This is a genomic window from Bacillus sp. (in: firmicutes) (assembly GCA_017656295.1).
Classification (GTDB): domain Bacteria; phylum Bacillota; class Bacilli; order Bacillales; family JACDOC01; genus JACDOC01.
In genome coordinates, this window is sequence record JACDOC010000020.1 from 1 (window position 1) to 12,736 (window position 12,736).

Annotated in this window: 22 protein-coding genes; all 22 read right to left on the reverse strand. The window is 40.9% G+C overall.

The window, feature by feature from the left end:
* Positions 1 to 86 precede the first annotated feature (86 nt).
* The 22 genes from truA to rplE all read right to left on the reverse strand — a co-directional run bounded on the left by truA (position 87) and on the right by rplE (position 12,726).
* Positions 87 to 830, reverse strand: a complete 744-nt coding sequence (gene truA / locus H0Z31_13000; GenBank protein ID MBO8178359.1) for a tRNA pseudouridine(38-40) synthase TruA — start codon at positions 828 to 830, stop codon at positions 87 to 89.
* A 13-nt stretch (positions 831 to 843) separates the two neighbouring features.
* Positions 844 to 1,641, reverse strand: coding sequence for an energy-coupling factor transporter transmembrane protein EcfT (locus H0Z31_13005; protein ID MBO8178360.1), 798 nt, complete (start codon positions 1,639 to 1,641; stop codon positions 844 to 846).
* Positions 1,638 to 2,504, reverse strand: coding sequence for an energy-coupling factor ABC transporter ATP-binding protein (locus H0Z31_13010; protein ID MBO8178361.1), 867 nt, complete (start codon positions 2,502 to 2,504; stop codon positions 1,638 to 1,640). The genes H0Z31_13005 and H0Z31_13010 overlap by 4 nt, the downstream gene beginning before the upstream one ends.
* Positions 2,480 to 3,316, reverse strand: coding sequence for an energy-coupling factor ABC transporter ATP-binding protein (locus tag H0Z31_13015; protein MBO8178362.1), 837 nt, complete (start codon positions 3,314 to 3,316; stop codon positions 2,480 to 2,482). Before H0Z31_13015 ends, H0Z31_13010 begins: the two co-directional genes overlap by 25 nt.
* A 278-nt stretch (positions 3,317 to 3,594) precedes the next feature.
* Positions 3,595 to 3,957, reverse strand: a complete 363-nt coding sequence (rplQ, locus tag H0Z31_13020) for a 50S ribosomal protein L17 (protein ID MBO8178363.1) — start codon at positions 3,955 to 3,957, stop codon at positions 3,595 to 3,597.
* A gap of 63 nt (positions 3,958 to 4,020) precedes the next feature.
* The gene (locus H0Z31_13025) at positions 4,021 to 4,965 is read right to left on the reverse strand and encodes a DNA-directed RNA polymerase subunit alpha (protein ID MBO8178364.1); all 945 of its coding nucleotides are present in this window, start codon (positions 4,963 to 4,965) and stop codon (positions 4,021 to 4,023) included.
* Between the two features lie 183 nt (positions 4,966 to 5,148).
* A complete protein-coding gene (rpsK, locus tag H0Z31_13030) occupies positions 5,149 to 5,538 on the reverse strand; it encodes a 30S ribosomal protein S11 (protein ID MBO8178365.1) in 390 nt (129 codons plus the stop codon).
* 24 nt (positions 5,539 to 5,562) lie between these two features.
* Positions 5,563 to 5,928, reverse strand: coding sequence for a 30S ribosomal protein S13 (gene rpsM / locus H0Z31_13035; protein MBO8178366.1), 366 nt, complete (start codon positions 5,926 to 5,928; stop codon positions 5,563 to 5,565).
* Positions 5,929 to 5,952: 24 nt separating this feature from the next.
* Complete coding sequence (gene rpmJ / locus H0Z31_13040) at positions 5,953 to 6,066, reverse strand: 50S ribosomal protein L36 (GenBank protein ID MBO8178367.1); 114 nt, start codon at positions 6,064 to 6,066, stop codon at positions 5,953 to 5,955.
* A 37-nt stretch (positions 6,067 to 6,103) separates the two neighbouring features.
* Complete coding sequence (gene infA / locus H0Z31_13045; GenBank protein MBO8178368.1) at positions 6,104 to 6,322, reverse strand: translation initiation factor IF-1; 219 nt, start codon at positions 6,320 to 6,322, stop codon at positions 6,104 to 6,106.
* A complete protein-coding gene (locus tag H0Z31_13050) occupies positions 6,279 to 6,632 on the reverse strand; it encodes an RNA-binding protein (GenBank protein ID MBO8178369.1) in 354 nt (117 codons plus the stop codon). Before H0Z31_13050 ends, infA begins: the two co-directional genes overlap by 44 nt.
* Before the next feature lie 15 nt (positions 6,633 to 6,647).
* On the reverse strand, positions 6,648 to 7,394 hold the full coding sequence (gene map / locus H0Z31_13055; protein MBO8178370.1) for a type I methionyl aminopeptidase: 747 nt from the start codon (positions 7,392 to 7,394) through the stop codon (positions 6,648 to 6,650).
* On the reverse strand, positions 7,394 to 8,044 hold the full coding sequence (locus tag H0Z31_13060) for an adenylate kinase (GenBank protein MBO8178371.1): 651 nt from the start codon (positions 8,042 to 8,044) through the stop codon (positions 7,394 to 7,396). The genes map and H0Z31_13060 overlap by 1 nt, the downstream gene beginning before the upstream one ends.
* A 61-nt stretch (positions 8,045 to 8,105) precedes the next feature.
* A complete protein-coding gene (gene secY, locus H0Z31_13065; GenBank protein MBO8178372.1) occupies positions 8,106 to 9,398 on the reverse strand; it encodes a preprotein translocase subunit SecY in 1,293 nt (430 codons plus the stop codon).
* Entirely contained in the window at positions 9,398 to 9,838 is a 441-nt protein-coding gene (gene rplO, locus H0Z31_13070; GenBank protein ID MBO8178373.1) for a 50S ribosomal protein L15, read from the reverse strand. Before rplO ends, secY begins: the two co-directional genes overlap by 1 nt.
* A 30-nt stretch (positions 9,839 to 9,868) precedes the next feature.
* A complete protein-coding gene (gene rpmD / locus H0Z31_13075) occupies positions 9,869 to 10,051 on the reverse strand; it encodes a 50S ribosomal protein L30 (GenBank protein MBO8178374.1) in 183 nt (60 codons plus the stop codon).
* A 12-nt stretch (positions 10,052 to 10,063) separates the two neighbouring features.
* Complete coding sequence (gene rpsE, locus H0Z31_13080; GenBank protein MBO8178375.1) at positions 10,064 to 10,564, reverse strand: 30S ribosomal protein S5; 501 nt, start codon at positions 10,562 to 10,564, stop codon at positions 10,064 to 10,066.
* Positions 10,565 to 10,587: 23 nt separating this feature from the next.
* Complete coding sequence (gene rplR / locus H0Z31_13085; GenBank protein MBO8178376.1) at positions 10,588 to 10,950, reverse strand: 50S ribosomal protein L18; 363 nt, start codon at positions 10,948 to 10,950, stop codon at positions 10,588 to 10,590.
* Between the two features lie 32 nt (positions 10,951 to 10,982).
* Positions 10,983 to 11,519, reverse strand: coding sequence for a 50S ribosomal protein L6 (rplF, locus tag H0Z31_13090; GenBank protein ID MBO8178377.1), 537 nt, complete (start codon positions 11,517 to 11,519; stop codon positions 10,983 to 10,985).
* 29 nt (positions 11,520 to 11,548) lie between these two features.
* A complete protein-coding gene (gene rpsH, locus H0Z31_13095) occupies positions 11,549 to 11,947 on the reverse strand; it encodes a 30S ribosomal protein S8 (GenBank protein MBO8178378.1) in 399 nt (132 codons plus the stop codon).
* A 31-nt stretch (positions 11,948 to 11,978) separates the two neighbouring features.
* Positions 11,979 to 12,164, reverse strand: a complete 186-nt coding sequence (locus tag H0Z31_13100) for a type Z 30S ribosomal protein S14 (protein MBO8178379.1) — start codon at positions 12,162 to 12,164, stop codon at positions 11,979 to 11,981.
* Positions 12,165 to 12,186: 22 nt separating this feature from the next.
* A complete protein-coding gene (gene rplE, locus H0Z31_13105) occupies positions 12,187 to 12,726 on the reverse strand; it encodes a 50S ribosomal protein L5 (GenBank protein ID MBO8178380.1) in 540 nt (179 codons plus the stop codon).
* Positions 12,727 to 12,736 lie beyond the last annotated feature (10 nt).

The window sequence follows — 12,736 nt, forward strand, 5'->3', positions numbered from 1 at the left end:
TCATTTGTTGAGCGTTCTAACGTTCCCTCAACAAATGAGGGGGTTAAATTTTGCCCACAATAATTTTACTCATACTTACACCTGGATTAGTTGTCATAAAACACTTGCCATAAATATAAACCACAGGCTGGCGCGGTCTTCCCGGCAAGCTCTCTATTTTTCCCTTCTAAAATTCTCGGAATATCACTTGCGTATTTTTTTCCACTTCCTACTTCGAGCAATGTCCCAACAATAATTCGTACCATATTATATAAAAAGCCGTTACCGATAAATTGAAACACCAAACCTTTTTCCTCTTCCCAAATGCGAATTTGTTCGATCGTTCTTACTTTGTCTTCGATTTCCGTTTTCGCTGAACAGAAGCTCGTAAAATCGTGTGTACCGATTAAATACGTACTTGCTTCGACCATCGCATTGAGGTTAAGAGGATAAGGATAATGATATTCGTAATGGTGTTTAAAAGGGTCACGCTCTTTCTGTTGATACACCAAATAACGATATTCCTTTCCCATTGCAGAAAAACGAGCATGGAAGTCCATGGATACTTGTTGGACGGACTGTACAGCAATATCCGTTGGTAAGAGACCGTTTAATACTTTTGGCCATTTTTCTAAAGGAATGGGAAGTGGTGAATCAAAATGAATGACTTGCCCTTTCGCATGGACGCCAGCATCTGTCCGACCAGAGCCGACAACAGAAATAGGCTCGCCCTTATGGAGAGTGGAAAGGGCCTTTTCTAATTCTCCTTGAACCGTTCGACCAGTTGGCTGGATTTGATACCCGCTAAAACGGGACCCGTCGTAGGATATAATGGCTTTGTATCGATACATATTGTCCACTCCATTACGTCCGTAACATAAAAAGAATGAAGGCTAAAACGGCTAACGTGATGAGTGCTACCGAATCTGTCCATTTCCACTGTAATTGCCGATATTTGGTCCGTCCTTCTCCCCCTCGATAACCGCGTGCTTCCATCGCAACGGCTAACTCTTCCGCTCGTTTAAACGAACTGACGAAAAGGGGAATAAGCAATGGAACTATGGCCTTCAATCGGTCTTTGATCGAGCCGTGTGTAAAATCCGCCCCTCTTGCGACTTGTGCTTTCATAATTTTTTCCGTTTCTTGCATAAGCGTTGGAATGAACCGGAGAGAAATGGACATCATTAATGCTAATTCATGAACAGGAAATTTCCATCGTTTGAAATAGCCTAACAAGCTCTCTAAGCCATCCGTGATGGAAATCGGTGACGTGGTTAACGTAAGTAAAGAAGTGACGAGAATAAGTAATAAAAATCGTAATGAAATAAAGATCCCTTGTCTGATTCCTTCTTCGTAAAACGTTAACCAGCCCCATTGAAAAACAACTTCCCCTTGTTTTGTAAAAAACAAATGAAGAATAAACGTAAATAAAATTAACCATAATATTGGCTTAAGCCCATTTAAAATGAATTTGACCGGTATATTAGATAAAAATAATAGCAAAAACGTATAGAATGTTAACAAACCATAGGTTACAACATTGTTCGCTAAAAAAACGACGGCAATATAGAAAAACACAAACAGTAATTTCGAGCGAGGATCCAACCGATGCACAATCGAATCAGAAGGTACATAACGTCCAAAAATCATTTTGTCCATCATCGTCCGTTCCCCCCCATCCAACGTTGAATTTCTTCCGCTAGTTGTTCGATGGAAAGGCACCGGGTATTCAATTGGATTCCCAGCTTCTTCTCTAATTGATATTGGAACCGAACGACATCAGGTACGTCTAATCCAAGCTGGAGAAGTTCTTCTGGCGAATGGAAGATTTCCGTTGGAGTTCCCCGCTTATGAATGGTTCCCTTGTGCATAATAATAATTTCATCGGCATACTTCGCCGCATCCTCCATACTATGAGTGACTAAAACAGTTGACAAACGTTCCTCTTGATGTAACCGGTAAAACATGTCCATAATGTCTTTTCGACCTTTTGGGTCCAGTCCAGCTGTCGGTTCATCAAGAACGAGGACGTTCGGTTTCATTGCTAACACACCAGCAATAGCCACCCGTCTCATTTGACCACCGGATAACTCAAAAGGGGATTTAGACAACAAATCTTCCGATAAACCAACAAGTTCAATAGCTTTTCGAGCTCGCTTTCTCGCTTCGTCTTCCGATACCCCAAAGTTCATCGGGCCAAAACAAATATCTTTTTCTACGGTTTCTTCAAAAAGTTGGTGTTCAGGAAACTGAAACACAATCCCGACTTTTTGACGAACTTGACGGATTTGGCGTTCTTTTTTTCCTGCTTGAATGTTCGTATCTCCTATGGTGACCGTTCCTTTTGTCGGTTGCAATAAGGCGTTTAAATGTTGAATGAGCGTTGATTTGCCAGATCCTGTATGCCCGATTACCGCTAAATACGTTCCATGAGGGATGTCCAAATCAATATCGTAGATGGCTCGTCGTTCGAACGGTGTTCCCACTTGATAGCGATACTCTACTTGCTGCAATGTAATGTCCATAACTCATTCACCAACTCTTCTTCGTTCATCAATTGTGATGAAACAGAAATTCCTTTTTCTTGGAGCGCTTTTCTAAGTTTCACGGCAAACGGAATATCCAACCCTAACTCTACTAATTGTTCATCGAGCCCAAAAATCTCTTTTGGTCCCCCTTCTGAAAAGACTTTTCCACCATTCATCACAATTACTCGATCCGCTTTTACAGCTTCTTCTAAATCATGAGTGATGGAAATGACGGTTAATTGATAGCGCTCTTTTAATGTTTTTACCGTTTCAATCACTTCTGCCCTTCCCTTTGGATCTAACATGGAAGTCGCTTCATCCAATAAAATGATAGAGGGGCGTAATGCTAGAACACTTGCAATTGCAACACGCTGCTTTTGTCCGCCTGACAGATGGTGTGGCTCTTGATTAAGAAATTGTTCCATTTTCACATGTTTAAGTGCTTCTATTACACGATTGACCATTTCTTCACGGGGAATTCCCTGATTTTCCAAACCAAAAGCCACATCATCTTCTACGGTTGTTCCAACAAATTGATTATCTGGATTTTGAAACACCATCCCAATATGTTTTCTTATTTCCCATATATTTTGTTCATTCAACTCATATCCACAAACTTCTACCGAACCTTTTTGCGGAAAGTGAAGGCCGTTCAGCATTTTCGCTAACGTCGATTTACCTGAACCGTTATGACCGACCAATGCTACCCACTCTCCGGCAAATACATCAAACGTAACATTTTCTAACGCATAGCCTTCTTGACCGGGATATTGAAAATAAACGTTTTTTACAGATATGAGCTTCTCCACTTGAAGTTCCTCCTCTCAACTCAATCCTCTCTTCTCTACTCCACTCTTGAAAAAAGGTGTACATATAAAAAAAGCCTGCACCCCTTTTCTAAGAAAAGCGTATACTTTTCTTATCATCGACTCCCAATGTATGGGACGGAAAAGAGGTGCATGGAGCTAGACGAGTCATGTAGTCATGCTCATCATAACGCTCTAACTTTTAAGACGATAGAGAAAAAGGGCATAGAATCAGTTATAAATAACTGTCCCGCCCTTGTTGTTGATCTAAAGATGTATCATTACACTAATTCAATGATAACCATTGGCGCACCGTCACCGCGGCGTGGACCAAGTTTCATAATGCGAGTGTAACCACCTTGACGCTCAGCGTAGCGTGGAGCGATTTCACTAAATAATTTTTGAAGTGCATCTTGTCCATTCTCTTCGTTCGCTACTTCTTTACGGATGAAAGCAGCTGCTTGACGACGAGCATGTAGGTCTCCACGTTTACCAAGAGTAATCATTTTTTCAACAACTGAGCGTAATTCTTTCGCACGAGCTTCAGTCGTTTCAATGCGCTCATTGATGATAAGGTCAGTTGTTAAGTCACGTAATAACGCTTTACGTTGAGCGCTTGTACGTCCTAACTTTCTGTAAGACATGAAGGTTCCCTCCTTTGTTGAAATCATTGTTACGAACTTTTCGGGCCTTACGCGGAAAGATAATTAGTCTTCTTTACGTAAGCTTAATCCAAGTTCTTCTAGTTTTGATTTAACTTCCTCTAATGATTTACGTCCTAAGTTACGTACTTTCATCATATCTTCTTCTGTTTTGTTCGCTAATTCTTGAACCGTATTAATACCAGCACGCTTCAAGCAGTTATAAGAACGTACAGAAAGATCAAGTTCTTCGATCGTCATTTCAAGAACTTTTTCTTTTTGGTCTTCTTCTTTTTCGACCATAATTTCAGCATTTTGTGCTTCATCAGTTAGTCCAACGAAGATGTTTAAGTGCTCTGTTAAAATTTTCGCACCTAAGGCAACAGCTTCTTTTGGACCGATGCTACCATCTGTCCACACGTCTAATGATAGCTTATCATAGTTGGTCATTTGGCCTACACGAGTATTTTCAACTTGATAGTTTACTCGAGAGACTGGTGTGAAAATGGAGTCGATTGGGATAACGCCGATCGGATGATCCTCTCGTTTATTTTGATCTGCTGGAGTGTAGCCACGTCCTCGCTTCGCAGTTAATCGCATACGTAAATGGCCATTTGACGCAAGAGTCGCAATGTGTAAATCAGGATTTAAAATTTCCACATCGCTATCATGCGTAATATCAGCAGCAGTTACAACTCCTTCACCCTGCACATCAATTTCAAGCGTCTTCTCTTCATCAGAATATATTTTTAATGCTAGTTTTTTAATATTTAAAATAATAGACGTTACATCTTCTACGACGCCTTCAATTGTTGAGAACTCATGCAGTACTCCATCTATTTGAATAGATGTGACAGCGGCACCTGGGAGTGAGGATAATAGGATACGACGTAAGGAGTTACCCAAAGTTGTACCATATCCACGCTCAAGTGGTTCTACGACGAATTTCCCGTAAGTGGCATCATCGCTGATCTCAACCGTTTCAATTTTTGGTTTTTCAATTTCGATCATTCAAATTTACCCTCCTTCAAAACGTCGAAACCCCGGCTAGACCGTTCTCAGGCTTCGCCTAACCGAAATTCCCCCATGTTTACGTTCCCGTTTGTGCACAACAACTGGATTAAAACTTCTTCTGTATAAAGTTTACCATCATATCCCATTATCGCCACGGATATGAATCTTTATACAGAAAAATTAAACACGGCGACGTTTTGGTGGACGGCATCCATTGTGTGGAACTGGTGTTACGTCTTTGATTGAAGTCACTTCAAGACCAGCAGCTTGAAGCGCACGAATTGCTGCTTCACGTCCTGCACCAGGACCTTTTACAGTTACTTCAAGAGACTTCATACCATGCTCCATAGATGCTTTTGCTGCTGCTTCTGCTGCCATTTGCGCTGCGAAAGGAGTAGATTTACGAGAACCTTTGAAACCAAGCGCACCAGCACTAGACCAAGCAATCGCATTTCCATGAACGTCTGTAATAGTAACGATTGTATTGTTGAAAGTTGAACGAATGTGTGCAATACCTGTTTCAATATTCTTTTTCACACGGCGCTTACGAGTGTTTGTTTTACGTGCCATTCTTTAAGCAACCTCCTTTACCGATTATTTTTTCTTGTTCGCTACAGTCTTACGAGGACCTTTGCGTGTACGAGCGTTGTTTTTCGTATTTTGACCGCGTACTGGTAAACCACGACGGTGACGAATACCACGATAGCATCCGATCTCCATTAGACGCTTGATGTTTAGAGACACTTCACGACGAAGGTCACCTTCTACTTTAAGCTTGTCAACGATATCACGGATTTTACCAAGTTCCTCTTCTGTTAAATCACGAACACGAGTATCCTCAGATACACCTGCTTCAGCTAAGATTTTTTTCGCCGTTGGACGACCAATACCATAGATGTAAGTTAAAGAAATTACAACACGTTTGTCACGTGGGATATCAACACCTGCAATACGAGCCATTGTAAAAACGCACCTCCTTCAAAATTAACCTTGTTTTTGTTTGTGTTTAGGATTTTCACAGATAACCATTACTTTACCTTTTCTACGAATAACTTTACATTTCTCGCAGATTGGTTTTACTGATGGTCTTACTTTCATCTTGTTCTAACCTCCTTAGTAGTACGGAGTGCTAATATTATTTATAACGGTACGTAATTCTTCCGCGTGTTAAATCATACGGAGAAAGCTCAACAGTAACTTTGTCTCCTGGTAAAATGCGAATAAAGTGCATGCGGATTTTACCAGATACGTGAGCAAGAACTGTATGACCATTTTCTAATTCTACCTTAAACATAGCGTTTGGCAAAGTTTCAACTACTGTGCCTTCCACTTCGATAACATCGTCTTTCGCCATCGAACTCGTCTCCCTTCTTCACATCTTCCAAGACTTCATTCAAAAACTTTGCTAAAGCAAATCTGAGCTTCCCATTAGTGACTCGCCCAGTTTCTTGAATACTGCTCTGAACTTCAGGAGAAACATAGTCAATACATTCAAGATGTTGAATGTTTTTCTTTTTCGGGCGATCAAACTTTCGTTTGTCACCATCGGCAATCAGAACAAACCGTTCATCAAGATGACCAACGACTACACCATATTGCCCAGCATCGCGTCCTTTTTTGATCAACACAAATTGACCTATTTGAGGACGTGGATCTTCGTTCAAATATATCACCTTCACTTAGGCTTGGGTTAAAATTTCGTAACCATCATCCGTAATGGCTACCGTATGCTCAAAATGAGCACACATTTTTCCATCAACCGTTACTACAGTCCAGTTATCAGGAAGTGTACGGACATAACGGCTTCCTGCATTCACCATCGGTTCAATAGCGAGTACCATTCCGGGCTTTAAACGTGGTCCTTTATTTGGAGGACCGTAATGAGGAATTTGTGGATCCTCATGTAAGTCTTGACCAATTCCGTGACCAACATACTCACGGACAATTGAAAAGCCGTTTGCTTCCACATACGTTTGAATCGCATGGGAGATGTTCGAAAGGCGCGCGCCCGGTTTTGCTTCTTTCAGACCACGATAGAGGGATTCTTCGGTCACCTCAAGTAGTCTTTGTGTTTCTTCATCTATTTGACCAACTGGGTACGTCCAAGCAGAATCGCCATGGTACCCGTTGTATTTTGCGCCGATATCAATGGAGATGATATCTCCCTCTTTCAATACGCGATCTCCAGGAATTCCGTGGACAAGTTCATTGTTCACAGAAGCACAAATGCTGCCACGAAAACCATTATACCCTTTAAAAGAAGGAATTGCACCATGTTGTCGAATAAATTTCTCAGCAATTGCATCGAGTTCTTTTGTTGTAATACCCGGTTGGATATACTTTTGCAATTCCTTATGGGTTAAGGCTACAATCCGACCTGCTTCGCGCATAATGTCAATTTCTCGAGGGGTTTTGCAAATGATCATTATTTTAATCCCCCAAGCAATTCGTTAACGTCGGCAAACACTTTGTCAATTTCTTGCTGACCATTAATTGTACGTAAATAACCTTTTTCTTGATAGAAATCTAACAATGGTTGCATTTGCTTGATGTTTACGTCTAAGCGGTTTTGAACAGTTTCTTCATTATCATCTGCACGTTGATAAAGCTCACCGCCACAACGATCGCAAATGCCTTCTTTTGTCGGTGGATTAAATACGAGATGGTACGTAGCACCACATTCTTTACAAATGCGACGACCTGTTAGACGTTCCATTAAAATCTCTTTGTCCACGTCGATGTGAAGAACATAATCAATCGATTTGTTCAGTTCTTGTAACATGTTTTCTAAAGCTTCTGCTTGTGCTACCGTTCTTGGAAAGCCGTCAAGCAAGAAACCTTTTTGACAGTCGTCTTTGCTTAAGCGCTCACGAACGATGCCAATTGTTACTTCGTCTGGGACAAGTTCACCTTTATCCATGAACGATTTTGCCTTTAATCCTAACTCCGTGCCCTCTTTAATAGCTGCACGAAACATATCACCAGTTGAAATATGAGGGATCCCGTATTCTTCTACGATTTTTTCAGCTTGGGTGCCTTTTCCTGCACCAGGAAGCCCCATTAATACTAAATTCACTCGTATTCCCCCTCAGTCTGAAAGTAGGTTTTAGGAACATAAATTGTTCCCAAAACCGTTATTACTTAATGAACCCTTTATAGTGGCGTTTCACAAGCTGTGCTTCCAATTGCTTCATTGTTTCTAGAGCTACCCCGACAACGATGAGTAAGCTCGTTCCACCAATTTGAGCAGCTGGTGGTAATTTCGCAAATGTAATAAAGAAAACAGGAAGCACGGAAACAACTGCTAAGAAAATCGAACCTACAAACGTTAAACGATATAACACGCGAGTTAAATACTCTTGAGTGTTTTTACCAGGTCGGATACCTGGAATATATCCACCTTGCTTCTTCAAGTTTTCCGCCATTTGTTCCGGATTTACCTGAATAAATGCATAGAAATAGGTGAATGCAATAATTAAAGCAATGTAAAGAATCATCCCAACTGGTTTGGTGTAGTCAAACACATACAGGATAAAGTCTGTAACCTCATTTTGTCCGAAAAACGATGCAATCGTTTGTGGAGTAATGATAAATGAAATCGCAAAGATGACTGGAATAACTCCTGCTGCGTTAACTTTTAACGGAAGGTGAGTCGATTGACCACCAACAGGGTTGCGATTCACTAAACGTTTCGCATACTGAATCGGAATTTTACGTAAAGCTTGCTGGACAAATATAACTCCAACAGTAATGGCAATCACAGCAAGTACAATCAGGGCTAAGAAAACAATGCGCATAAATAATTGTTCGCCTGCCCCTTCAATTTGCTGTGCATAAATTTGGTTCACCGCTTGTGGAATTCCGGCAACGATACCAGCGAAGATAATGATGGAAATGCCGTTTCCAACACCATTAGCTGTAATTTGCTCACCTAACCACATAAGAAAAGCCGTACCTGCAGTTAGAACAAGCGCAATTAAAAGGTACGTATCGAAGCCTGGATCCTTAATTAATAATCCACCAGCAAAGCGGTTGAAACCATATGACATGGCTAAAGCTTGAATGAAGCCTAAAATAATGGTGAAATAGCGGGTAAACTGAGCTAACTTTCTTCTTCCAACTTCACCTTGTTTCGACCATTCCGTAAATTTCGGTACAACATCCATTTGAAGTAATTGAACAATAATGGATGCTGTAATGTAAGGCATAATTCCCATCGCGAAGATGGAGAAGTTGAATAGGGCGCCGCCTCCAAAAATATTTAAGAATCCAAAGAGGCCAGCGTCATCTTGCATTTTTAAAATATCCGCATTTACGTTTGGAACCGGAATGAATGCTCCGATACGAAATACAACGAGCATTAATAAGGTGAAGATAATTTTTTTTCTTATGTCGCCCACGCGCATAAAATTGGAGATCGTCTGGAACATTAAATCACCTCAGTTGTACCGCCAGCAGCTTCAATTGCCTCTTTTGCAGCAGAAGAGAATTTATGAGCTTTTACAGTAAGCTTCTTCTCGATGTTACCTTTTGCAAGAATTTTAATTCCTGCTTTTTCTTTGCTTACTACGCCAGTTTCAATTAGAAGTTCTGGAGTAACTTCTGTTCCGTCCTCAAAGCGATTTAATGCATCAAGGTTAACGATCGCATATTCTTTACGGTTGATGTTTGTGAAACCACGTTTTGGTAAACGACGGAATAAAGGAGTTTGACCACCTTCAAAACCAGGACGAACACCGCCGCCAGAACGAGCGTTTTGTCCTTTTTGACCACGGCCTGAAGTTTTACCGTTACCAGAACCGATACCACGACCTACACGATTACGTTTTTTACGAGAACCTTCAGCAGGTTTTAGTTCATGAAGTTTCATGTCGGCACCTCCTTATTGAAGAAAATAAAATTAGATTTCTTTTACAGTAACTAAGTGAGACACTTTGTTGATCATACCACGGATTGCCGCGTTATCATTGTGCTCAACCGTTTGATGCAATTTACGTAAGCCAAGAGCTTTAACTGTTTCACGTTGGTCTTTCGGACGACCAATTACGCTACGAGTGAGGGTAATTGCTAATTTTTTCGCCATTGTTATCCCTCCTTATCCTAACAGTTCTTCCACGGATTTACCACGTAATTTCGCTACGTCCTCAGCACGTTTTAATTGTTTTAATCCGTCCATAGTTGCACGAACCATGTTAATAGGTGTATTAGATCCTAAAGATTTAGAAAGGATATCTTGAACACCCGCTAATTCAAGCACCGCACGTACAGGACCACCTGCGATAACTCCAGTACCGGCAGAAGCAGGTTTCATGAAGATTTCACCTGCACCAAAGTGACCGATTACTTCGTGTGGAATTGTTGTACCTACGATAGGTACTTCGATTAAATTTTTCTTAGCATCTTCAATAGCTTTACGAATTGCATCAGGTACCTCTTGCGCTTTACCAGTACCGAAACCTACGTGACCGTTTTTGTCACCTACAACTACTAGCGCAGAGAAACGGAAACGACGTCCACCTTTAACTACCTTTGCAACACGGTTAACAGTAACTACGCGTTCTTCTAATTCAAGTTTGCTAGGATCAATGCGACGCATCTTTGTTGTCCCTCCTTTATCCATTAAAATTGTAGACCGTTCTCACGAGCAGCTTCAGCTAATGCTTTTACACGACCATGATATAAATATCCGCCGCGGTCAAATACAACACTTGTGAAACCTTTTTCTACCGCACGTTTAGCAACAAGCTCACCAACTTTTTTCGCTGCTTCCACGTTACCAGTAGATTCTAAATCAAACTCTTTATCTAAAGTAGATGCGCTAACTAATGTTACACCGTTTACATCGTCAATTAACTGCGCGTAAATGTGTTTGTTAGAACGGAAAACGTTTAGACGAGGACGAGTAGCCGTTCCGCTTAACTTCGCACGAACACGAGCATGTCTTTTTTTGCGAACTTTGTTTTTATCTGGCTTGATAATCATTTGGGTCACTCCTTTCTTCTACCTATGCGGCATTATTTACCTGTTTTACCTTCTTTACGACGTACATATTCACCTTCGTAACGAATACCTTTACCTTTGTAAGGCTCTGGCGGACGAACGTCACGAATGTTAGCTGCTAAAGCACCAACACGTTCTTTGTCTACACCTTTAACAACTACTTTTGTGTTAGAAGGTACTTCGATTTCAAGACCTTCTTCAGGCTCGATTTCAACTGGATGAGAGTAACCTACGTTCAATACAAGTTTCTTACCTTGCTTTTGAGCACGGTAACCAACCCCGATTAGCTCAAGGGATTTTTCGAAGCCTTTAGAAACACCCTCGATCATGTTTGCGATTATCGCACGAGTTGTTCCGTGTAGTGCACGATGTTCCTTAACGTCAGATGGACGAGAAACTGTTACGATGTTATCTTGTACTTCAATTTTCATGTCACGGTTAAATGTACGAGTTAGTTCACCTTTAGGGCCTTTAACAGTTACAGTGGCACCTTCAACTGTAACTGTTACGCCAGAAGGAATTTCAATAGGTTTTTTACCTACGCGAGACATTCCTTGCACCTCCATTCATGTCTAAAATATTACCAAACGTAAGCTAAAACTTCGCCGCCTACTTGCTTCGCACGTGCTTCTTTGTCAGTTAAAACACCTTGAGAAGTAGACACGATTGCAATTCCAAGACCGTTAAGTACTTTTGGAATTTCGTTTGATTTCGCGTATACACGTAAACCTGGTTTACTAATACGTTTTAATCCAGTAATTACACGCTCGTTGTTTGGACCGTATTTTAGGAAAATACGAATGATACCTTGCTTGTTGTCTTCAATATATTCAACGTCACGGATGAACCCTTCACGTTTAAGGATTTCTGCGATTTGTTTTTTGATATTAGAAGCAGGAACCTCTAATGACTCGTGACGAACCATGTTCGCATTGCGGATACGAGTAAGCATATCTGCGATTGGATCTGTCATTACCATATTTAATTTACCTCCTTCCCAAACTTGGGTTTTACCAGCTAGCTTTTTTCACGCCAGGAATTTGTCCTTTATATGCAAGTTCGCGGAAACAAATACGGCAAAGTTTAAATTTACGCATTACAGCATGTGGACGACCGCAGCGTTCGCAGCGTGTATATGCACGTACTTTAAACTTTGGCGTACGTTTTTGTTTCGCAATCATTGATTTTTTAGCCACGTTTTCGCCTCCCTTATATCGATTACTTTTGGAATGGCATTCCTAATAGAGTTAATAACTCACGAGCTTCTTCGTCAGTTTTAGCAGTAGTAACGATTACGATGTCCATACCACGTACTTTGCTTACTTTATCGTAATCGATTTCTGGGAAGATTAGCTGTTCTTTAATACCTAAAGTGTAGTTACCGCGTCCGTCAAACGCTTTTTTAGATACACCACGGAAGTCACGAACACGTGGAAGAGAAACAGAAATAAGTTTGTCCAAGAATTCGTACATACGCTCTCCACGAAGAGTTACTTTCGCACCGATTGGCATACCTTCACGAAGGCGGAAACCTGCAATAGATTTTTTCGCGCGAGTAACTACTGGTTTTTGACCTGTGATAAGAGAAAGCTCCTCCACAGCCATGTCTAACGCTTTAGCGTTTTGAACAGCGTCACCTACACCCATGTTTACAACAATTTTTTCGATTTTTGGTACTTCCATTACAGATTTATAGTTAAACTTGCTCATAAGAGCTGGAGTAATTTCTTTAAGATATTTTTCTTTAAGGCGGTTCATTAGAATACCT